Source organism: Isoptericola variabilis (assembly GCF_050311655.1).
Lineage (GTDB): Bacteria > Actinomycetota > Actinomycetes > Actinomycetales > Cellulomonadaceae > Isoptericola > Isoptericola variabilis.
Map to the genome: position 1 here is coordinate 29,815 of NZ_JBNOZM010000007.1, position 20,487 is coordinate 50,301.

Genomic DNA, 20,487 nt, shown 5'->3' on the forward strand with positions numbered 1-20,487 from the left:
TCATGGCCCTACGAGTCACCGACGACCACGCCGTCTCCGCAGCCCCGGCCACGACGACGGGGTGCGTCCCCGTGCGCCTCCGGGTCGACGGGACCGCACCCGGCGACGGCGTCGGTCGTGACCTCCCGGTGGCCGTCACCGGCCGCCCGCGCCTCACCTGGTCGCTGACGGGCACGGCCGCCCGGTCCCCCCGCACGCGGGTGCGGGTGCTCGGCCCGGAGGGCAGCACGCACTGGGAAACCACGCTCGTGCCGGGCGCACCGACGGCGGCGCAGGTCGGCGCACCGCTCGAGCCGTTCGGCTCGTACACGTGGACCGTGCAGACGCACGACGGCGAGGCCTGGTCCCCGGCGGTCGCGTCCGGGGCGCTGGAGACCGCCGCGCTCACCGAGGCCGACTGGACGGCGACGTGGCTGTCCGCGCCGCGCGGCACGACGGTCGTCACACCGGTGCCACCGTTCCCCCGCGCCTCCCGCGCGTGGCTCCTCGTGACCGGGCAGGGCCTGGTGCGGGCCCGGCTCGGCACCGAGGTGGTCAACCCCGGGCGTCTCGACCCGACCCGGACCGACACGTCCCGCGCCCTCTCCCGCTGCTACGACGTCACCGACCTGGTGGCCGCGGGCGCGTCCGAGCTGGCCGTCACGGTCGGCGCCGGGGAGTGGGACCGCACCGGCGAGGACCCGCGGTTCCTGGTCGAGCTCGTGGTCCGCGACCACGACGGCGCCCTCGCGCGCGTGACTCCGTCCCGTCGCTCGGTGGCGCGGCCCAGCCAGGTCGTGGTGGACGAGCCCTTCTACCGGGAGCGGCACGCCACCCGCGCCCCCGGGACGGCCGTCACGGGGGTGCGGGAGGTGCCCGCCGACGCGCTGCCACCCCTCCCCCGGTCGGTGCGCCCCGACCCGACGCCACCCGCCCGCGTGGTCCGGACGGTCGTCGCGACCCCGCTGGCCGAGGGGCCGTCCGGGGTCCGGCTCTTCGACGCCGGGGTCAACGTCGCGGGCCGTGCACGCATCGTGCTGGACCGGCCGCTGCCGCGCGGGGCCGAGGTCCGCGTCACGCACGGCGAGCACCTCGACGGCGCCGGGCGCATCGACACGACCAACCTGACCATGCCCTACGACGGCGGGCGCGCGCGGCAGGTGCTCGAGTGGCAGGGCGACGGCACCTCGCGCCAGGTCGAGCCGTGGTTCGCCTACTACGGGTTCCGGTACGTCGAGGTGACCGGCGTCCCGGCCGGCACGTGGGCGCGGGTCGAGGTCCACGTGCTGCACACCGACCTGCGCCGCGCGGGCACGGTCGAGACCGACTCCCCGGTCCTCGCCACGCTGCTCGAGCGCGCCGAGCGCACGCTCCTCAACAACCTCCACGGCGTGCCGGAGGACTGCCCCACCCGCGAGCAGGCGGCGTGGACCGGCGACACAGCCTCGGTCGCGGAGTACGAGCTGGCCGCGTTCGACGCCGAGGCGTTCCTGGGCAAGTGGGTCGACGACCTCGTCACGAGCGCCCTGCCCTCGGGCGAGCTGCCCGCCGTGTCCCCGGACGTGCGTCCCGACCGGCTGCGTGGGGAGCCCGTGTGGGGCGCGGCCCTGCACCGCGTGCTGCTCGGCCACTGGCTGCACCACGGCGACGAGGCGCTGGTGCGCCGCGCCCTGCCGACGCTGCGCCGGTGGGCCGACTTCCAGCTCGGGTGCCGGGACGACGACGGCGTGGTCGCCCGCTCGCCGATCAGCTACGGGCAGGACTGGCTCGCGCTGGAGCAGACCCCGGCCCCCCTCCTCCACACGGCCGCGACGATCGAGTGCCTGCAGGCGCTGGCGCGGCTCGAGGCCGACGCGGGAGACCCCGCCGAGGCCGCCCGGCGCGAGACCCAGGCGTGCCGGCTGGTCGCCGCGGCGCGGCGCCGGTTCGTCGACGCGGACCGCGGCGTGGTCGGGAACGGGTCGCAGGGCTCTTACGCCGCCGCGATCGAGGCGGGCCTGCTCGACGATGCCGAGGCCGCCGAGGCCGCCCGGCGGATCATGGCGGACGTCCGCCGGCGGGGCAACCGGGTGTCGGCCGGCTTCGGCGCCGTCCGCTCCGTGGTCCGCGCGCTCGCCGCGCACGGGCACCACCAGGCGGTCTACGACGCGCTCGCCCAGCCCGCCGAGCCCGGGATCGGGGCGATGCTCGCGGGAGGGCCCGGCACGTTCTGGGAGTGCTGGTGGGTCGACCCCGCGAACACGGGCACCGGCTCGCTGGACCACGTGGGGCTCGGCGGCCCGTTCGCGGCCTGGGTCTGGGAGGGGCTGCTCGGTCTGCGCCCCACCGGGGCCGGGTACCGCACCTTCGACCTCGCGCCCCACCTCGTGGACGGCGTCGGCCGGCTCGGTGTGACGACGCGGCTGCCGGGCGGCGAGCTCTCCGTCGCCGTCCGGCGCACCGGCCGCCGCCTGCGCGTGGACGTGACCGTCCCGACCGGGAGCACCGGCACGCTCCACCTGCCGGGCCACGTGCCGACGACGCTCGGGCCGGGTTCGCACCACCACGAGGCCGTCGTCGAGCCACCGGTCGCCGTCGTGCCGGCCCCCGCCCCCGCGTGGTCGCCGCCCGCCCTGGCGCCCGTCGCCGCCGACGTCGACCTGCCGGCGTTCGACCTCGCCGCGCTCCGCCCCGGGGCCGGCGCCCCGGCGCTCACCCCTCGCGGCCGGCTGCGCTGCATGCCGGTGCCGCACGCCCAGGTACCGGCGGGCGTCGTCGACGTCGAGGCCACGACCCCCGGGGTCGCGCCGACCGTCGTCCTCCCGCTCGGCGAGGCGACGGACCTGTCCGGCGCGGCGTTCGTGTACGCGCTCGTCGACCTGTGCCGCGAGCGCCCGGACACCGCGGCGAGCCTGTGGCTCCGGGTGCGCGCGGCCGACGGCTCCAAGCGCGAGGCGACCGCGCGCGCCTGGCCGGCGAGCTGGAACCGCGTGGCCGTCGACCTCGCCGGCTGGCCCGGCGCCGCGCAGGTCGTCGAGGTCGAGGTGGGCCTGCGGCCCGACGGCGCGGGGGCCGACCCGCTCGCCCTGCACGGCACGGGCGTGGCCGTCCGGGACGGCTTCCACCTCGGCGACGTCGGTGCGAGCCGACGTCCCCGTACCTGGTAGCCGGAGCCTCAGGCCATGCGGGCGTAGTCGTCGGGCGCCACCTCGTGCCGCAGCCGCCGCCCGAGCACGTACCGCTCCAGCTCGTCCACGACGGCGCGACCCACGCGCCGCACCTCATTGCCCGCGGTGCCGGCGACGTGCGGCGTGAGCAGGACGTTCGGCAGCCGTCCCAGGGGCGACCCGGACGACGGCGGTTCCTCGTCCGCGACGTCGAGGACGGCGTCAATCCTCCCCGTGGCCAGCTCGGCCACCAGGGCCGCCTCGTCGACGAGGCCGCCCCGGGCCGTGTTGACGAGGGTCGCCCCGTCGGGCAGCGCGGCGAGGAGCTCGGCGGTCACCATGCGGCGCGTGGACTCCAGCAGGGGCGCGTGCAGCGTGACCACCCGGCTGCGGCGGAACAGCTCGTCGAGGCCGACCCGCTCGGCGCCCAGATCGTCCGCGTCGTCCTCGTCCACGAACGGGTCGGTGACGAGGAGGTGCAGGTCGCGCTCGCGGAGGCCGGCGAGCACCTGCCGGCCGATCCGCGACGCACCGACCACGCCGACCGTGAGACCGTATCCGCCGTCGTCGGCGCCGATGGCCGCCTGGCCATCGCGTGCTGCCACCAGCAGACGCTTGGCCGCGAACGTGATCGCGGCGAGCGTGTACTCGGCCACGGGGAGCGCGTTGACGTCGGCCATCGTGGAGACCGCCAGACCTGCGCGCAGGGACGCCTCGTCGACGACCGGCCGGATGCTCCCGGCCGCGTGCACGAGCAACCGGGCGCGGGGGGCGAGATCGCGCATCGAGCCCTCGAGCGGCCCGCTCCCCCAGCCGGTCAGGACGACGTCGGCGTCGTGCAGCGCACGGCGCGCCGCCGAGGTGGAGAGGTCCCCGCCGGCCGGACTGTCGACCACGTCTGCGAGCCCGGCGAGCCGCGACCGCTCCTCGGCGCCAAAGAGCCTGTCCGCCATCGGAGCGGGGATCGCGACGACGACCCGTGGCCGGGCGGCCGCGGCCGGCACGGGCGCGGCGTGCGTCCCGGAGGCGAGCCGCCACACCGCAACCGTGCCGGGGTCGGCGGCCTGCCGGTCGAGCACGGTCCGCTCGCCGTCGGGCCACACGACGGTCAGCCGCTCGCGGTCCGCCGTGGCCGTCGGCGGACGGTCGAGCCCTGCCCGGCCGAGCCCGACCGCGACGACGAGCGGACCGTCGGCAGGCCCCGAGGCGACCCACGGCACGGCCGTGTGCAGGCCGAGCGGGCTGGTGCCGCGGTCGCGCGCGAGCCCCGCCTCGACGCCGGCCCCACCGTGGAGCACGGTGAGCGTGCTGCGCAGCCCGCTCGCGTCGACGGCGCCGGCTCCCGCCGGAGTACCGGGTGCCTCGGAGGGCTCGGCGTCCGCGGCCAGCGGCCACCCGCCGACACGCACGCGCGACGCCGCGCGGAGATCGGCCTCGACGACCCGGACCTCCCACGCGCCGCGCAGCACGGAAGTGACGCCCACGAACCCCCCGTCCGCGGGCGCGTCTCGGGTTCCGCCGTCGCGCAACCAGAACGCCCGGTGTCGCGAACCCGCCACGGCGACGACGCCGTCGCCGGCCGCGCCGAGCGGTTCGAAGCGGGTCCGATGGCTGGCGCGGCCGTCCGCGTCGAGCAGCGCGACGGCGTTCGCGAGCGGCGAGGCGAGCTCTGGCCCGACGGGCGGCGGGAACGTCGCCGTCGAGTAGGCGAGGCGCGCGTAGAGGGGGTGCTCCGGCTCGCGCGCGCCCCGGGGCGCGAGGTCGGTGCCATGGTTGGCGATACGCACGACGCCGTCGGCGCGGGTCCCGCTCACCACCCATCCCGGGGCCTCGACGGTGCGGAGCACGTCCCCCCGCTCGACGGGGAGCGGCTCCTCCTGCGCCGTCCAGACCGGGTGCGACGCCGGGAGCGCGAGGCCCAGCATCCCCTTCGACGCCCAGTACGGGGAGCCGGACCCGCTGTAGTTCTGGCGCATCGCCGGCCAGTCGTGGTGCCAGCCCAGGGTGAGCAGGCCCCGCTCGTCGGGCGCTCCCCGGTCGGCGAAGTGCGCCACCATCCCCGAGGCGGCCCGCCGCAGCAGGCCGGGCGCCAGGTCGGTGGCGCCCGTCAGCGCACCCATCCAGAACGGCGCGGCGGCGGCGAACCGGTAGATGAGCGACCGCCCCTGGATCAGCGGCGACCCGTCGGCGCCGACCAGGTGCACGGCGTCGTCCAGGTACCGTCGCAGCCGGGCCTCGTACCGGTCGCGGTACGCCGCCGCCAGCTCACGGTCGGGCTCGATCACCGTCCACAGCAGCGGGTAGAGGTGGAAAGCCCATCCGTTGTAGTGGTCGAACTCGCGCCCGTCACCGTCGCTGTACCAGCCGTCCGCGCGATACAGGAGCTCGTTGCGGCGCAGGCCCCAGGCCCGGTCCGCGTCGCTGGCCGGCGCCCCTACGCTGCGCAGGAACGCCTCGGTCACCATCTGGAACCAGAGCCAGTTGTGCTCCAGGTACCGGGCGTCGACGGCGCCCGAGAGCCAGTCGACCACCTGGCCCTGGACGCGCGGGTCGAGCCGGTCCCACAGCTGTTCGCGCGACAGGGCCAGGCCGAGCGCGATCGAGGCGGCCTCCACCCGCGACTGCGTCGTCGAGCCGTCCAGCGCGGGCCACCGCTCCGGAGACCGGGGGTCGGTGCCGGCGTCCAGGCCGGCCGCGTACCAGCCCGTCAGGTCGAGAGGGTCCTGCCCGCCGGCGCCGCGCAGCCGGAACGCGGCGAGCAGGAACGTGCGCGCGAAGCCCTCCAGCTCGTCGCTGTCGCGCCCGCTCGCGCTCTCCGGACCGGGCAGGCGCACGCGGGCGTGTCCCGACGACCCGAACGCCCTCGCGGAACGCAGCATCAGGTCGGCGTGGTCCTCCCAGGTACGCCGAGTCCAACCGGTGTACGGGGACGGGTCGTACGGCTCGTCGGCGAGCATCGGTCTCCCAGAATCGATTCATCGACGCTCCGGCCGTGACGCCCGAGGTCAGGGAATTTCCGGGAGTGTATCGATTCCTCACGCGGCCCGTGGCACCCGGTCAGTTCCAGTCGTCGATCTTCACGTCGCGGGGCGAGGGCGCTGCGTCGCCGCCCTCGACCAGGGCCTTGAGGCTCTGCAGGAACGTGGCCCACTTGGTGCTGCAGTGGTGCATGAACTCGACGGGCTCGCGCCAGCCGCGGTGCGCGAACAGCAGGACCGTCCAGTCCCCGTCCTGGCGCAGGTCCCACTCGACCGTCGTGCCGACCCACTCCTCGGGACCGTCGACGACGCGCCACACCACACGCTCGCTCGGGCGCAGCTCCTCGACCTCCATCACGAAGCCGCCGTCGGGAAAGCGGAACTCGACCTTCCCGCCGAGGCCGGCGTCGCCGGTGGTCTTCTCGGTCCACCAGCCGGCCAGGCCCTCGACGGTCGTCAGCGCGTCGTACAGCTTCTCGGGCGTCGCGGTCGTCGTCGCGATCCTGTGCAGGATGTCCACCATCGTGATCAGCTCCTCGTCGTGTCGGTCTTCCGGGTGGTCTCGATCGCCTCGGCGATCGTCTTGATGCGCTGCAGGCGCCGGTCCCAGGTGCGGCCGACGGCGGCGAGCTGCTCGGCGGCGCGCTCGAGCTGGGCGGCGTCGACCTCGCACCGCTTCTCCCGCCCCGCCGTCGTGGACCGGACGAGGCCGGCGCGGTCGAGCACGTCCAGGTGCTTCGCCACGGCCTGCCGGGTCACCGGCAGCTGCCGGCTCAGCGACGACGCGCTGCCGCCGCCGTCGGCCAGCAGCAGGTCGAGGATGCGGCGCCGGGTGGGGTCGCCGATCGCGGACCAGAGGGCGTCGTCGACGCCCGGCGACGCGGTCACGGCCGCACCCCCAGCGACCCGGCGTAGGTCACCAGCCGCGGCAGGTAGTAGGCCCACCCGTCGACGTGCTCGCGGTAGTGCTGCTCGAGGACCGCGACCTCCCAGCCCTGCTCGCGGAAGCCGGTCTCGGTCATCCGCAGCAGCGTCCCGTCTCCCGACGGCACGAGCTCGAAGGTGACGAGCAGCGAGTTGCCCGCTCGCGCGTCCTCGCCGGCCGGATGCGTCCAGCGGAACGAGAACGTGTGCGGCGGCAGCGACTCGACCACCGTGAACGACTCGACCGTCCTCTCCGGGCCCTCGCCGAACGTGATCGACCCCGCCGCGCCGGGCTCCGGGTCGAAGTCCGCGTCGTCCGGCCACCACCGCCGCACGTGCTCCGGGCGGCTCACCACCTCGAAGACGACCTCCGGCGTCGCCTCGACATAGATCTCCCGCTCGATGCTGCCCAGCTCGCTCGTCGACCCCATGACCCCTCCTGCAACTAGTGGTTGCACATCACGCTAGCCCGCGGGCCGAGGATGTGCAACCACTAGTTGCAGAATGGGTGGGCGAGCTACCGCCGGCGTGTCGCCAGGAACTCCCCGATGCGGCCGATGGCCTCGGTGAGGACCTCCTCGTCGGGCAGGGTGACGAGGCGGAAGTGGTCGGGCTCGAACCAGTTGAACCCGGTGCCGTGGGTGACCAGGATCTTCTTGGCGCGCAGCAGGTCGATGACGAACGCCTCGTCGTCCTCGATCGGGTACATCTCCGGGTCGAGGCGCGGGAAGCAGTACAGCGCGCCCTTCGGCCGCACGGACGTGACGCCCGGGATCTCGTTGAGCAGCTTGTCGGCCAGCATCGCCTGGTCGTAGAACCGGCCGCCGGGCACGATGAGCTCGTCGATCGACTGGTAGCCGCCCAGCGCCGTCTGGATGGCGTGCTGCGCGGGCACGTTGGCGCACATGCGCATGTTCGCCAGCAGGGTGAGGCCCTCGAGGAACTCGGTGGCGTTCTCCTTGGGGCCCGACACCATGACCCACCCGGCGCGGTACCCGCACACGCGGTACGCCTTGGACAGGCCGCTGAACGTCAGGCACAGCACGTCGTCGCCCGCGGCGGCCGCGGCGTGGTGGTGCGTGGCGCCGTCGAACAGGATCTTCTCGTAGATCTCGTCGGTGAGGACGACGAGGTCGTGGCGACGGGCGATGTCGACCATCGCCTCCACCATCTCCTTGCTGTACACGGCGCCGGTGGGGTTGTTCGGGTTGATGATCACCATGGCGTGCGTGTTCTCGGTGATCTTCGACTCGAGGTCCTCGAGGTCCGGCATCCAGCCGTTCTCCTCGTCGCACCGGTAGTGCACGGCGGTGCCGCCGCACAGCGTGACGGCGCCCGTCCACAGCGGGTAGTCCGGCGCGGGGACGAGAATCTCGTTCCCCTCGTCGACGAACGCCTGCAGCACCATCGAGATGAGCTCCGAGACGCCGTTGCCGATGAAGACGTCGTCCACGCTCGTGTCGCGCAGCCCGCGCGACTGGTAGTACTGCGCCACCGCGGTGCGCGCCTCGTAGATGCCGCGCGAGTCGCTGTACCCCTGCGCCTCCGGCAGGTGGTGCACGACGTCGGCCTGGATGGCCGCCGGTGCCTCGAAGCCGAACGGTGCCGTGTTGCCGATGTTCAGCTTGAGGATGCGGTGGCCCTCGGCCTCGAGGCGCTGGGCCTCGACGAGGATGGGACCGCGGACGTCGTAGCGGACGCCGCGGAGCTTGCGGCTCTGTCGGATGGTGCGCACGGGGTCCATCATCCCCCCGCGCGCCCCGTGCCCGACACGGCCATTCCGTCACGGGCGGCCCCCTTCGGCGCGGGGAGGCACCGGCGAGCGGTCATCCGGCCTCCGCCCGAGCGGCGGCCAGGCTCGTGGCGACCCCCTCGAGCAGTCGTACCGCGGCGGTGACGTCGTCGTCGGAGCCGGGCGGCAGCGCACCCGCGACGGCGTCCGACCACACCCGCCGGAGGCGCGCGAGGTTGGTCGCGGCGAGCGGCGTCGGGTGCAGGCGGGACGACCGGGCGTCGTCCGGGTCCGGCGTCCGCACGACGAGGCCTTTGGCCTCGAGCCCGCGCAGCGCATGGCTGAGGTTGCTGCGCAGCAGCCGCGTGCCGGCGGCGACGACGCCGGCCGGCGCGCCGGGATGCCTGTCGACGTACCGCATGACCAGGCGCTCGGTGTCGTTGAGCGGGATGACGCCGGGCACGTCGCGGTGGCTGTGCTGGAGCTCCCGCTCGACGTCGAGCACGGCGTCCACGAGGGACCCGAGAAGCGCGTCGCGCGGCCGGTCGGCGTCGGTCATGGGGACCACGCTAGTGGTCGTGGCACAATAGTTGTGTCCCCACAACTGTTTTGGAGCCTCGCCATGCCCTCCGCCCTGCCCGCTCAGGACGCTGCGCCCACTTCTGACGCCGCACCCGCCGCCCCCGAGCGGCCCGGCGACCGCCTCACCGGCGGCCTGCTCGTCGTCCTCGCCCTGCTGTCCGCCATCGCACCGCTGGCCACCGACCTGTACCTGCCGGCGTTCCCGCAGATGACCTCCGACCTGGGCGCGACCGCCACCGCGGTGCAGCTCTCGCTGACGGGCTTCCTGCTGGGCTCGGCGGTCGGCCAGCTCGCCTTCGGGCCGCTCTCCGACCGCTTCGGGCGCCGTGGGCCGCTGGTCCTCGGCTCCGTGCTGTGCGTCGTCGCGAGCGCCGTCACCGTGTTCGCCCCCACCGTCGAGGTGCTCACCGTCGGGCGGGTCGCGCAGGGCTTCGCGGGCGCCGCCGGCATGGTGATCGGCCGCGCCGTCATCTCCGACCTGGTCGAGGGCACCGCGGCGGCCAAGGCCTTCAGCCTCATGATGATCATCGGCGGCGTCGCCCCCGTGGTCGCTCCGGTCGCGGGCGGCCTCCTCGCCGACGCCCTGGGCTGGCGCGGGATCCTCGCCGTCGTGCTCGTGCTGGCCGTCGTCATGCTCGTCGGCGTGCTCGCCGCGGTGCCCGAGACGCTCCCCCGCTCCCGGCGCGGGAGCTCGGGCCCACGCGGTGGGCTCCGGGCGCTGCGCTCGCGCCGCTACCTCGGCTACACCGGCGCGTTCGCGTTCGGCTTCACCGTGCTCATGGCCTACATCTCCGCGTCGCCGTTCGTGTACCAGTCGATGATGGGCGTGTCCGAGGCCGTGTACGGGCTGCTCTTCGCCGTCAACGCCGTCACGATCGCCGTCGGGAGCGCCGTGTCGGCGAGGCTCGTGCCGGCCGTCGGGGCGCACCGGCTGCTCGGGACCGGGCTCGCCGGCGTGCTCGTCGGCTCGCTCGCGGTGCTGGTCCTCGCGCTGATGCCCGTGTCGGCCTGGTGGCTCGTCGCGCCGTTCTTCCTCGTCGCCCTGTCCGTGGGCCTCGTGCTCGGCAACGCCACCGGCCTGGCCCTCGGCGCCGTGACCGGCGCCGCCGGGTCGGCGTCCGCCGTCCTCGGCGCGCTGCAGTTCGGGCTCGCCGCCGTCGCGAGCCCGCTCGTCAGCCTCGGCGGCGAGGACACCGCCCTGCCGCTGGGCCTCACGATGACGGCCGCGGCCCTCGTCGCCGGGGCGTGCTACCTCGTCGCGAGCCGCTCCGGCACCGCGTCGTCCGCCGTCGTCACCGAGGGCGCGGCGCCGACCAGGGCGTCGAGCCGCTCCAGCCGCTGACGGGAGTCCTCGTCGGCCGGCGTCATGACGATGATCCGGTCGCCGCGGGCCCGGTCGAGCCACAGGCTCTGGAAGTGCACGTCGAGCCGGCCGGCGCGCGCCGAGGTGTAGCGCCGCAGCTGGGTGCCGTCCCCGGCCACGTCGTACGACTCCCAGTGCCGCACGAAGTCCGCCGACGACGCCCGCAGCCGCGCCAGCAGCGCCGACCAGCGGGGGTCGTCGCGGTGCTCGGGCTCGCGTGCGCGCAGCCGGGCGGCGATGTTGTGCAGCACGACCTCCTCCGCGTCGCCGAGCGCCCCGCGCCAGCGCGGCTCGGTGAACATCAGCCAGGCGCAGTTGCGGTCCTCCGGCGGCCGGGCGTCGAGGTCGTCGAACAGGTACCGGTACGCCCGGTTCGCGGCGAGCAGGTCGTAGGCGTCGGTCTGCACGGCCGCCGGGTACGGGAGCAGGCCGGCGAGCACGGCGAGCTGCTCCGGCCGCACCCCCGGCGGCGGCCCGGGGGCGACGGCGACCTCGCGGCCCGCGAGCACCATGAGGTGGCGGCGCTCGGCGTCGTCGAGCCGCAGCACGCGGGCGACGGCCCCGAGCACCTGGTCCGAGACGTTCCTGGCCCGCCCCTGCTCGAGCCACGTGTACCAGGTGACCCCCACCCCGGCGAGCTGCGCCACCTCCTCGCGGCGCAGGCCGGGCGTGCGGCGCCGGCCTCCGGCGGGCAGCCCGACGTCACCGGGGGTGACGCGCCCGCGACGCTCGCGCAGGAAGACGCCGAGGGCGGCACGGTCGGGGGTCGTGGAGGTCACCGCCCCAGTGTCACCCGCGGCCGGGAGGGGAACCAGGTGGTGGCGGTACCACGATCGGCAGGCTCCTGGTACCAGGATGAGCGCCGGCGCACCGTCGTCGTCATGACCACGACCACCACCCCGCCCGCACGACGCGTCGCGCGACCCGTGACGGCGTCGCCGGGCGCGCTCACCGGCCTCGGCCTCGCCGTCCTGCTCGTCGCCTACCTGCCCGTCAACATGACGTTCGGGTCGGTCAACCTGCTCGCCCCGGCCATCACCGCCGACCTCGGCGTCAGGGCGTCGGGCGGCCAGCTCGTCCTGTCCGCGTACACGACGACGTTCGCCGCGACGCTCGTCGTGGCCGGGCGGCTGGGCGACCGCTACGGACGACGGCGGCTGCTCGCCGTGGGCCTCGCGGCGTTCGCCGCGCTGTCCGTGCTGGCGGCGTTCGCCCCGTCGCTGCCCGTGCTCGTGGCGCTGCGCGCCGGCCTCGGCGTCGGCGCGGGGCTGTTCACCCCGCAGGTGCTGTCCACCATCCAGGCCACCGCGCCCGACCGCCTGCGCACGCTCGGCGTCACCCTGTTCACGGCCGTCAGCGGCGTCGCGACCATCGCCGGGCAGGTCCTCGCGGGCGCGGTGGCCGGCGTCGCCGGCGACCACCTGGGCTGGCGCGAGGTGCAGGCCGCCACCGGGGCGATCGCCGTCGCGGCCCTGCTCGCGCTGCGCACGGTCCCGGAGTCGCGCTCGACGGCGCCCCTCGCGCTGGACCTGCGCGGCGCCACCCTCCTGGCCGCCGGCCTGCTGCTGCTCGTGGTGCCCCTGACGCTCGGGGCCTCCGCCGGATGGCCGCCCGCGCTGCTCGGGATGCTCGCCACGGCCGGCGTCGTGCTGGCCCTGTTCGCCCGGTCGCAGCGCGCGGCCGAGCGGCGCGGCGAGCTGCCGGTCGTGCCGCCGAGCGTGCTGCGCACCCGCGTCGTGCGCGACGGGCTCGTCATGACGCTGCTGTTCTTCACCGGCTACGGCGCGTTCCTGTACGAGTTCTCGGCGCTCGCGCAGGGGGCGCTGGGCGCCGACGCCTGGGGGACGGTCGTGCTGCTGCTCGGCTTCGGCGGCGCGTTCGTCGCGACAGCCCTCGCCACGCCCGCGATCGAGCGGCGCACCGGGCGCTGGACGATGACCGGCGCCGCCGTCGCGCAGGCCGTCGTGCTGGTCGGGCTCGCCCTCGTCGTCGGCAGCGGGCACTCCGGGACGACGGCGGCCCTGCAGCCGCTGCTCATGGCGCTCGGCGCCGCGCAGGCGCTCATGTACGGGCCGGTGCTGCGCACCGTCCTGTCGCGGACGCCGACGTGGGCCGCCGGCGTCGCGGGCGGGCTGTTCACCACGCTGCAACAGCTCGGCCTCGGCCTCGGCGTCGCCGTGCTGGGCGGGCTGTTCCAGGCGGTCGCGGCGCGCGCCGGGGTACCCGACGCCGGCGGCCTGCCGCGCGGGTTCGTCGTCGCCGTCGTCGTGCAGGCGGGTCTCGCACTCGCGTTCGCCGCGCTGGCCGCCCGGATCGCTGCGGGCCGCACGAGCCGCGATGCGGACCCCACCCCCTCGGCATAGCGTGTGCCGGGACATACCCGTCACGACAGGGGTGCAGGATGGGCGGTGTGGTCGGTCGCCGCCGCGCGGCCGTGGTGTGCGGGGCGCTGGTCGCCGGGTCCGGGCTGGTGGCCGCCGCGCAGGTGGCCTCGGCCGACGTGCCGACGCCCGGGGCCGGTGAGTCCGTCGTCACGGTGCGCGTCGGGGGCGACCGGACCGCGGCGGGCGGGGTGGCGCCGCTGCCGGGCGTGACGCTGGGCCTGTACGAGGACGTGGACTCGACCGCGGTCGTCGACGACGCCTGGGGCGTCTGCGTCTCGGACGACGACGGCGACTGCTCCTTCACGGTGCCGGACACCGCCGCGGGCGGCCAGAACGCCGGCGAGCAGTACGTGGTCAAGCAGATCTCGGCCCCCGGCGGCTGGTTCGTCAACCCCACGCTGCGGGTCGGCCCGGGCAGCGGGTCGAGCTCGACGGCGGAGCCCTACGCCTTCACGACCCCGGCGCTCGCCGGCGGGCAGACGTACTCGTCGCTCGACACGAGCATCGACTTCATGGCCGGTCCCGCGTCGAGCGGCCGGCCGGTGACCGACTCGGAGGGGATCTGGCAGCAGTCGCGGACCAACCCCGGGCTGGCGGCGCAGTGCGGCGCCGACATCGCGTTCGTGCTCGACCTGTCGTCGTCGCTGGGCAGCCAGGTGGCCAACCTCAAGGCGGCGACCGACTCCGTGGCCGACGCCCTGGTCGGCACCCCGTCCCGCCTCGCCGTCTTCTCCTTCGACCGCTTCTCGCCCAGCTCCGGGTCGGACGGGAACCACCCTGACCTCGTGAGCGTGGCCACCCAGCAGGGCGCCGACGCCTTCAAGGCGCAGTACGCCGACTGGACCACCGGCTCCGGCACGAACTGGGACCAGGGGCTGCGGGTCGTCGCGGACGCGGCCCCGGAGTACGAGATCGTCGTGATGATCACCGACGGCAACCCGACCCGGTTCGGCGCCACGGGCAGCGGGGGCACCGGCGGCACCACGCACCTCCGCGACGTCGAGAACGGCATCTACTCGGCGAACGCGGTCAAGGCGGAGGGTTCCCGGCTGCTGGTGCTCGGCGTCGGCTCGGGGATCGACGACGTCACCCGGCTCAACCTGCGCGCGCTCTCCGGTGAGACGTTCTACGCGGGCGGCGACCCCGCGGAGGCCGACTACTTCGACCTCGACGACTTCGAGGCCGCCGGCTCGGCGCTGCGCGACGTCCTCCTGGGGGGCTGCGAGGGCCGGATCAACGTGACCAAGGCGATCGTTCCCGCGGGGAACGAGGCCGGGGACGTCTCGGGCGCCACCCCCGCCGGCGAGGGCTGGCAGTTCGACGCCACCACGTCCGCCCCGGGCGTCACGCTCGACCCCTCGTCGGCGACCACGTCGGACGACGGCACCGGCAGCGTCGCCTTCGACGTCGACTACGCGGGCGTCCCGGAGGACGCCGACGTGTCGCTGTCCGAGACCCAGCAGGGCGGCTACACGCTGGTGCCCGTCGACGGGCAGAACGCCGCCTGCGTCGACAAGCTCGACGACGACGCCCCGGTGCCGGCGGCGAGCGACGGCGAGACCGGGTTCACCGTGACGCTGCCGGCCTCGGGCTTCGTGAGCTGCACGGTGTACAACCAGCCGCTCAGCAGCATCGTGGTGGACAAGACCTGGGTGATCGACGGCGTCGAGCTCCCCGAGGGGGAGCAGCCGGACGGCTTCACGGCGCAGCTGTCGCTGACGGGACCGGGTGGCACGGGGGCGACCGACCAGGACTGGAGCGACCGGCGCGACGGGTACCAGGGCCCTGAGGCGGTCACCGTCGACGAGACCACGTCCGTCCCGGACGGGTGCGTGCTGGCGGACGCGGAGGTGACGTCCGTGGACGGCGACGCGGTGGACCCCGCGCCGTTGCCGTTCGACACGGCCGCGGCGTTCCCCGTCCGGGAGGTCGAGGTGACCAACCGGGTGACGTGCCCGCCGATGCTCACCCTGGTCAAGGAGGTCGTCAACGACGACGGCGGCACGGCCGAGGTCGGCGACTGGACGCTGTCGGCGGCCGGCCCCGTCGAGATCGCCGGCGCGACCGGGGACGACGCCGTCACGTTCGCCCCGGTCGAGGCCGGGGACTACGCCCTCGCCGAGGACGGGCCGGAGGGCTATGACTCGCTCGGCTGGGTGTGCGTCGACGACGTCACGGGCGACGACGTGGAGGTGGCCGACGACGTCGTGAGCGTCGGGGCCGAGGACGCGGTCACCTGCACCGTGACCAACGACGACGTCGCGGGACCGACGCCCACGCCGAGCCCGACGGCCACGCCGACCTCGGGCCCGACCGGCGCCCCGGGTCCGGACGTCCCCGGGCCAGGCGGCCCCGGCGGTCCGGCGGCGCCGGGTGGTCCTGCCGCGCCAGGCGGCCCAGGGGTGCTGCCCACCACGGGCGCGGGCGTCGCCGGGCTGCTGTCCGCCGCGGTGCTGCTGGGCCTCGCCGGGTGGGCGGTCGTCGCGGCGGTGCGGCGCCGCGACGCCTCCTGACGCGGTCTTCACGGGGTGGCGTCCGAGCCCGTGGTGGGCGACGGTGGACGTCTGGTCCCGCCGCTCCCGTTCGGAGGTCGTCATGAAGGTCGTCGTCATCGGCGCGCTCGGCAAGGTCGCGCGCCAGCTCGTCCCGCTGCTGGCCGACGGCGGCACCGGGCCGGTGGTCGACGTCGTCGGGGTGGTGCGCAAGCCCGAGCAGGTCGACCGGGTCGCCGACCTCGGCGCCGAGCCCCTCCTGCTGGACGTCCAGCACGCGAGCACCGACGAGATCGCCGCCGCGCTGGCCGGGGCGGACGCCGTCGTGTGGTCGGCCGGGGCGGGCGGCGGTGACAAGGAGCGCACCTACGCCGTCGACCGCGACGCGGCGATCCGGTCCATGGACGCCGCCGCGAGCGCCGGCGTGCCCCGGTACGTGATGGTCTCGTGGGTGGGCTCGACGCCGGAGCACGGCGTCCACGAGAGTGCCGGCTTCTTCCCCTACGCGGACGCGAAGCTCGCTGCCGACGACCACCTGCGCACCACCGACCTGGACTGGACGATCCTCGGCCCCGGCACGCTGACGGACGAGCCGCCCACCGGCCGCATCACCGTCCTGCCCGAGACCGGCGCCGTGCCCGCAGGGACGGACACGAGCGTGCCGCGCGCCGACGTCGCGCAGGTCGTGGCCGCCGCGCTGCGCGAGCCCGCGACCGTCGGCCGCTTCGTCCGCTTCTCCGCCGGGGACACGGCGATCCCGACGGCCCTGCGCAACCTGGACTAGCCGGGCGGCCTTAATCAAGTTTTCGCCGAAACTTTGATTAAGATGCCACTCATGGTCAGGGTCCCCGCCCTCGGGTACGTCGACGAGTACTGGGTTGCCGACTCCGACGGGATGACGAGCCGGTCCGCGCGCGCTGCTGCCTCCGGGCCCTACCGTTCGACCATCCCGGCGACGATCGCCGGCTGGGTGCCGGACATCCCCGCGGACCTGTCCGCGAACGTCGAGGAGGCCACCGCTGCCCTCAGCCGCTTCGACGAGTACGCGGCCAAGGTCCTCGGGACGACGAGCCCGACGCTCGGCCCGATGTGCTCGATCCTCCTGCGCACGGAATCCGCGTCGTCGTCCCAGATCGAGGACCTCACCGTCGGGCCCCGACAGCTCGCCCTCGCCGAGATCGAGCAGTCGACCTCGGCGAACGCCCGGACCGTCGTCGCGAACGTCCGCGCCATGGAAGCCGCACTCGCGCTGGCGGACCGACTCGACACCGACGCGACCCTGGAGATGCACCGCGCACTCCTGTCGGGACAGCGCGGCCGGGAGGACCACGCGGGGCGCTGGCGCGACCAGCTCGTGTGGATCGGGACGAGCGCGATCAGCCCTCGGGGCGCGTCGCACGTCGCACCCCAGGCGCCGCTCGTGCCGGCTGCGATGGCGGACCTGGTCGAGTTCGTCCGCCGCGACGACGTGCCCGTCCTGCTCCAGGCGGCCGTCGCGCACGCGCAGTTCGAGACCGTCCACCCGTTCGTCGACGGCAACGGACGGACGGGCCGCGCCATGGTGCACTCCGTCCTGAGGGCGAAGGGCATCCTGACCGCCATTACGGCACCGGTGTCCGCAGGCCTGCTCACGCAGACCGAGCAGTACTTCGCGGCACTGACCGCCTATCGCGACGGCGACACGCAGCCGATCGTGGAGCGGTTCGCCGACGCCGCACGCTTCGCGGCCTCGTCAGGCTCCCGTCTCGTCGACGACCTCGCCGCGCAGGTCGACGCCGCCCGCGCCCAGCTCAGCGGGCTCCGGCGACAGGCCGCGGCATGGCGGGTGGTGCCGCACCTGGTGTCCCACCCCGTCGTGAACGCCCGCTTCCTCGCCGATCACCTGGGCATGAAGGGGCAGACGGCGCAGAACGCCCTCGCCCAGCTCGCCGACGCCGGCGTCTTGATCGAGCGGACCGGGCTGCGCCGCAACCGGGTATGGGAGCACCCGGGCGTTCTGACCGTCCTCGACCAGTACGCCCAGAGCCTGCTGCGCCGATAGGGCGTCAGTGGGGTCGGACCGGCGCGGGGCCGGTCGCCGAGCTCGTGGAGCTCGTGCCCGACGACCCGCTCGCGGGCGGGCGCGCCACGCTGGAGCCGGCACCTGACGATCGCACCTGACGACCGGCCGCCCGACGCCGCGCGCTGATCGCGCCGTGCGGGCGGACGCCCGGGTCGTCGCGCTCGGCCGTCTCCTCGACGTCGAACCCCGCCCGCTCGACCTGCGCCGCCAGCTCGTCTACGGGCCAGAACCAGGCGGTCGCCACCGCGTGGTCGAACGGCTCGACCCGCGGGCCGCGGCAGAACCCGAGCAGCAGCCCGCCGCCCGGCGCGACGGCGCGGGCGAGCTCCGCGAGCACGCCCGCCAGCTGCTCCGGCGGGGTGTGGATGACCGAGTACCAGGCGAGCACGCCGCCGAGGCCGCCGTCGGGCACACCCAGGTCGTCGAGCGCGGCGCGGCGGAACGGGACGCCGGGATACGCGGCCCGGGCGCGCGCCAGGAACGGCTCCGCGAGGTCCACGCCCTCCGCGTCCAGGCCCAGGCGGGAGAGGAAGTCCGTCCAGTGGCCCGGCCCGCAGCCGGCGTCCACGACGCGGCCCGTCAGCCCGGCGACCCACCGCGCGACGAGGTCGCGGTCGTCGTCGTGCACCGCGTCCATCGACCCGAACAGCGCCGTGTACTCGTCGGCCCGCGCGGCATAGGCCACGCTCGGGTGCGTCACGCTCCGCCCAGCTCGCGCAGCGGCGCGGTCCGCTCGCCGCCCGCGTCCCCCGTGTTGACCGTGGCGGTCGGCTCGACGAGCAGCGCGTGCACCTCGCCGTCCGCCCGCGGGCAGTGCTCGACGCCGCGCGGCACGACGAACACGTCCTGCGGGCCGAGGACGACGTCGCGGTCCCGGAGCTGGATGGTGAGCCGCCCGCTGAGCACGAGGAACAGCTCGTCGGTGTCGTCGTGCGTGTGCCACACGAACTCACCGTCGAGCTTGACCACCTTCACCGCGTAGTCGTTGACGCTCGCCAGCAGGTGCGGCTGCCACGGCTCGGGGATGCTCTCGAGCGCGGTCCGGATGTTCCTCACGTCGGTGCTCACCCCGTCAGCGTAGGCGCGCGGTCCCACCGCCGGGCGGAGACGGTCAGCCGAGGAACGCCGACACCCGCCGCCGGACCCCCGCCGCGTCGAGGCCGTGCGCGGCGGCGTGCTCGCGCGGCGTGCCGTACCGGCGCAGCTCCGCCTCGCCGGGCACGCCGACGTGCAGCACGCGGCTGGGCCGGTCGGCCAGCGCGGCCGCGACGGGCGCGGCGCTCGTGCCCTCGAGGTACGGCTCGACGACGGCGAGCACCGGCGCCGGGCCGGCGAGCGCGCGCAGTCCCTCGGCGTCGAGCGGGTGCGGGGTGGCGGTCCACGCGACGCGCACGGGCAGGTCGGCGGTGGCCGCGAGCACGCTGTCGAGCATCGGGCCGACGGCGACGACGAGCGGCCCGCCCGCTGCGATCGCGCCGTCGCGCACCAGGTGCAGCCGCCCGTCCACGGGCCCGGGCCGGGCGTTGCGCTGCCCGGAGAGCCGGAGGTAGGTCCGGCCGGTGCCGGCGGCCTCGCGGTGCAGCAGCTCGGCGACCTCGTCGGCGTGGCCCGGCACGTGCACGGTCCAGCCCGGCAGCGCGGAGATCAGCGCGACGTCCGCGGGCGACTGGTGGGTGCGGCCGCCGGCGGAGACGTCATAGGACGCGCCCGCGCTGACCAGCACGGCGCCGACGTCCTGGTGCCCGAGGTCGAGCTTCACCTGCTCGTAGGGGCGCTCCACGAGGAACGACGCGAACGTGTGCACGATCGGCCGCCGCCCGGCCAGCGCCAGGCCGCCGGCCACGCCGATCAGCGCCTGCTCACGGATGCCGATGTCGATGACGCGGCCGGGGTGGCGCGCGATCGCGCGGCCCATGTAGCCGGAGCCGATCACGGCCAGGACGACGTCGACGTCCGGGTGTGCGTCGAGCAGCGGGTCCAGCTCGTCGTAGAAGCGGGTGCGCAGGTCGAGCGCGGGCGCGGTCGCGAGGGTGGTCATGCCGCCTCCTGGGTGGTCGTGCCGGTCGTGTCGACGACGACGACCGTGGGCCGGTCGGTCTCGGTGCGCCGCAGCGCGGCGGTCAGGCGGGGCTGGTCGTGGGTGCGCACCTCGGCCGCCGCCCAGCCCTCGAGGGCGAAGCGCGGCGCGATGCCGCCGGGCCAGCCCAGGGTGTCGCTGTGGTTGTCGACGACGACGCAGGTGAGGTTGCCGAGCCCGAACCGGCCCGCGACCTGGATCGCCTCCGCGTTGCTGCCCTCGTCGAGCTCGGCGTCGCCCACGAGGACGACGACGCGCGCGGTCGAGCGGCCGCGCAGCCCGAGCGCCAGGCCGACGGCGAGCGGCAGCCCGTGCCCCAGCGAGCCGCTGCCGATCTCCACGCCCGGCACCAGCGTGCGGTCGGGATGGTGGCCCAGCGGCGAGTCGAACGACGCGACGTCGTCCAGCCACGACGCCGGGAAGAACCCCTTCGCCGCCAGCACGGCGTACGTGGACGCCGGGCCGTGGCCCTTGGAGAGCAGGAACCGGTCGCGGTCGGGGTCGTCGGGGCGGGCGGGGTCGACGCGGAGCACCCGGTCGTACAGGGTCCACACGACGTCGAGGGTCGAGTGCGCGCTCGGGTCGTGCTTCTCGTCGCCCGTGACGCGCGCGACGAGGTCGCGGACGTGCTGCGGGACGCTCGTGGGGACGGCGTGCGCCGGCGTGGTCGTCGTCATGCCCCGATCGTGCGACCTGAACCAAGGTTGAGGTCAACAGCAGGTGGACGAGGCGAGCGGGTGCGCCACCTCACGTCCCGACGTCCTGCGG

Annotated in this window: 17 protein-coding genes; 6 read left to right on the top strand and 11 right to left on the bottom strand. The window is 75.4% G+C overall.

Going from position 1 to position 20,487, the window contains the following annotated elements; genetic code table 11:
• The first annotated feature begins 2 nt into the window (after nucleotides 1–2).
• Nucleotides 3–3,125 carry a family 78 glycoside hydrolase catalytic domain gene (locus tag ACQP60_RS15585; RefSeq protein ID WP_429734429.1) on the top strand — a complete coding sequence of 1,041 codons (3,123 nt, stop codon included), beginning with the start codon at nucleotides 3–5 and terminating at the stop codon, nucleotides 3,123–3,125.
• An 8-nt stretch (nucleotides 3,126–3,133) separates the two neighbouring features.
• Here ACQP60_RS15585 and ACQP60_RS15590 read toward each other — a convergent pair whose 3' ends face one another.
• The 6 genes from ACQP60_RS15590 to ACQP60_RS15615 all read right to left on the bottom strand — a co-directional run bounded on the left by ACQP60_RS15590 (nucleotide 3,134) and on the right by ACQP60_RS15615 (nucleotide 9,318).
• Entirely contained in the window at nucleotides 3,134–6,082 is a 2,949-nt protein-coding gene (locus tag ACQP60_RS15590) for a DUF2264 domain-containing protein (protein WP_429734431.1), read from the bottom strand.
• Between the two features lie 100 nt (nucleotides 6,083–6,182).
• Complete coding sequence (locus tag ACQP60_RS15595) at nucleotides 6,183–6,626, bottom strand: SRPBCC family protein (protein WP_429734433.1); 444 nt, start codon at nucleotides 6,624–6,626, stop codon at nucleotides 6,183–6,185.
• A 5-nt stretch (nucleotides 6,627–6,631) separates the two neighbouring features.
• Nucleotides 6,632–6,991 (bottom strand): ArsR/SmtB family transcription factor, encoded by a 360-nt coding sequence (locus tag ACQP60_RS15600; RefSeq protein ID WP_429734435.1) that lies wholly within the window; start codon nucleotides 6,989–6,991, stop codon nucleotides 6,632–6,634.
• On the bottom strand, nucleotides 6,988–7,458 hold the full coding sequence (locus ACQP60_RS15605) for an SRPBCC family protein (RefSeq protein WP_429734437.1): 471 nt from the start codon (nucleotides 7,456–7,458) through the stop codon (nucleotides 6,988–6,990). The genes ACQP60_RS15600 and ACQP60_RS15605 overlap by 4 nt, the downstream gene beginning before the upstream one ends.
• An 86-nt stretch (nucleotides 7,459–7,544) precedes the next feature.
• Complete coding sequence (locus tag ACQP60_RS15610; RefSeq protein ID WP_429734439.1) at nucleotides 7,545–8,762, bottom strand: pyridoxal phosphate-dependent aminotransferase; 1,218 nt, start codon at nucleotides 8,760–8,762, stop codon at nucleotides 7,545–7,547.
• A 91-nt stretch (nucleotides 8,763–8,853) separates the two neighbouring features.
• Complete coding sequence (locus ACQP60_RS15615; RefSeq protein ID WP_429734441.1) at nucleotides 8,854–9,318, bottom strand: MarR family winged helix-turn-helix transcriptional regulator; 465 nt, start codon at nucleotides 9,316–9,318, stop codon at nucleotides 8,854–8,856.
• Between the two features lie 63 nt (nucleotides 9,319–9,381).
• On the opposite strand from ACQP60_RS15615, the gene ACQP60_RS15620 reads away from it, so the two are divergent.
• On the top strand, nucleotides 9,382–10,683 hold the full coding sequence (locus ACQP60_RS15620) for a multidrug effflux MFS transporter (RefSeq protein ID WP_429734443.1): 1,302 nt from the start codon (nucleotides 9,382–9,384) through the stop codon (nucleotides 10,681–10,683).
• On the opposite strand, the gene ACQP60_RS15625 is transcribed toward ACQP60_RS15620, so the two are convergent.
• Nucleotides 10,590–11,483, bottom strand: a complete 894-nt coding sequence (locus ACQP60_RS15625; protein WP_429734445.1) for a helix-turn-helix transcriptional regulator — start codon at nucleotides 11,481–11,483, stop codon at nucleotides 10,590–10,592. The genes ACQP60_RS15620 and ACQP60_RS15625 overlap by 94 nt on opposite strands.
• Before the next feature lie 102 nt (nucleotides 11,484–11,585).
• Between ACQP60_RS15625 and ACQP60_RS15630 the strand changes: the two genes are divergently transcribed.
• The 4 genes from ACQP60_RS15630 (at nucleotide 11,586) to ACQP60_RS15645 (ending at nucleotide 17,621) form a co-directional block, all read left to right on the top strand.
• Nucleotides 11,586–13,067 carry an MFS transporter gene (locus ACQP60_RS15630; protein WP_429734447.1) on the top strand — a complete coding sequence of 494 codons (1,482 nt, stop codon included), beginning with the start codon at nucleotides 11,586–11,588 and terminating at the stop codon, nucleotides 13,065–13,067.
• A 38-nt stretch (nucleotides 13,068–13,105) separates the two neighbouring features.
• The gene (locus tag ACQP60_RS15635) at nucleotides 13,106–15,601 is read left to right on the top strand and encodes a hypothetical protein (protein ID WP_429734449.1); all 2,496 of its coding nucleotides are present in this window, start codon (nucleotides 13,106–13,108) and stop codon (nucleotides 15,599–15,601) included.
• 82 nt (nucleotides 15,602–15,683) lie between these two features.
• Entirely contained in the window at nucleotides 15,684–16,364 is a 681-nt protein-coding gene (locus ACQP60_RS15640; RefSeq protein ID WP_429734451.1) for an NAD(P)H-binding protein, read from the top strand.
• 51 nt (nucleotides 16,365–16,415) lie between these two features.
• Nucleotides 16,416–17,621 carry a Fic family protein gene (locus ACQP60_RS15645; protein WP_429734453.1) on the top strand — a complete coding sequence of 402 codons (1,206 nt, stop codon included), beginning with the start codon at nucleotides 16,416–16,418 and terminating at the stop codon, nucleotides 17,619–17,621.
• A 4-nt stretch (nucleotides 17,622–17,625) separates the two neighbouring features.
• Here the strand turns inward: ACQP60_RS15645 and ACQP60_RS15650 are convergent, their stop codons facing one another.
• Genes ACQP60_RS15650 through ACQP60_RS15665 form a run of 4 tightly spaced genes read right to left on the bottom strand, consistent with a single transcriptional unit; the run spans nucleotide 17,626 to nucleotide 20,396 of the window.
• Nucleotides 17,626–18,342, bottom strand: coding sequence for a class I SAM-dependent methyltransferase (locus ACQP60_RS15650; RefSeq protein WP_429734455.1), 717 nt, complete (start codon nucleotides 18,340–18,342; stop codon nucleotides 17,626–17,628).
• On the bottom strand, nucleotides 18,339–18,710 hold the full coding sequence (locus ACQP60_RS15655) for a cupin domain-containing protein (protein ID WP_429734457.1): 372 nt from the start codon (nucleotides 18,708–18,710) through the stop codon (nucleotides 18,339–18,341). The genes ACQP60_RS15650 and ACQP60_RS15655 overlap by 4 nt, the downstream gene beginning before the upstream one ends.
• A 43-nt stretch (nucleotides 18,711–18,753) precedes the next feature.
• Nucleotides 18,754–19,680: a transketolase family protein gene (locus tag ACQP60_RS15660; protein ID WP_429734459.1), complete on the bottom strand. Its 927-nt coding sequence runs from the start codon at nucleotides 19,678–19,680 to the stop codon at nucleotides 18,754–18,756.
• Complete coding sequence (locus tag ACQP60_RS15665) at nucleotides 19,677–20,396, bottom strand: thiamine pyrophosphate-dependent enzyme (protein ID WP_429734461.1); 720 nt, start codon at nucleotides 20,394–20,396, stop codon at nucleotides 19,677–19,679. The genes ACQP60_RS15660 and ACQP60_RS15665 overlap by 4 nt, the downstream gene beginning before the upstream one ends.
• Nucleotides 20,397–20,487 lie beyond the last annotated feature (91 nt).

Excerpts from the sequence above, each read along its gene's own strand:
- ACQP60_RS15605 (WP_429734437.1), bottom strand. The coding sequence starts at position 7,458 with ATGGGGTCGACGAGCGAGCTGGGCAGCATCGAGCGGGAGATCTATGTC.
- ACQP60_RS15615 (WP_429734441.1), bottom strand. The coding sequence starts at position 9,318 with ATGACCGACGCCGACCGGCCGCGCGACGCGCTTCTCGGGTCCCTCGTG.
- ACQP60_RS15640 (WP_429734451.1), top strand. The coding sequence starts at position 15,684 with ATGAAGGTCGTCGTCATCGGCGCGCTCGGCAAGGTCGCGCGCCAGCTC.
- ACQP60_RS15595 (WP_429734433.1), bottom strand. The coding sequence starts at position 6,626 with ATGGTGGACATCCTGCACAGGATCGCGACGACGACCGCGACGCCCGAG.
- ACQP60_RS15645 (WP_429734453.1), top strand. The coding sequence starts at position 16,416 with ATGGTCAGGGTCCCCGCCCTCGGGTACGTCGACGAGTACTGGGTTGCC.
- ACQP60_RS15635 (WP_429734449.1), top strand. The coding sequence starts at position 13,106 with ATGGGCGGTGTGGTCGGTCGCCGCCGCGCGGCCGTGGTGTGCGGGGCG.
- ACQP60_RS15590 (WP_429734431.1), bottom strand. The coding sequence starts at position 6,082 with ATGCTCGCCGACGAGCCGTACGACCCGTCCCCGTACACCGGTTGGACT.
- ACQP60_RS15630 (WP_429734447.1), top strand. The coding sequence starts at position 11,586 with ATGACCACGACCACCACCCCGCCCGCACGACGCGTCGCGCGACCCGTG.
- ACQP60_RS15585 (WP_429734429.1), top strand. The coding sequence starts at position 3 with ATGGCCCTACGAGTCACCGACGACCACGCCGTCTCCGCAGCCCCGGCC.
- ACQP60_RS15620 (WP_429734443.1), top strand. The coding sequence starts at position 9,382 with ATGCCCTCCGCCCTGCCCGCTCAGGACGCTGCGCCCACTTCTGACGCC.
- ACQP60_RS15665 (WP_429734461.1), bottom strand. The coding sequence starts at position 20,396 with ATGACGACGACCACGCCGGCGCACGCCGTCCCCACGAGCGTCCCGCAG.
- ACQP60_RS15660 (WP_429734459.1), bottom strand. The coding sequence starts at position 19,680 with ATGACCACCCTCGCGACCGCGCCCGCGCTCGACCTGCGCACCCGCTTC.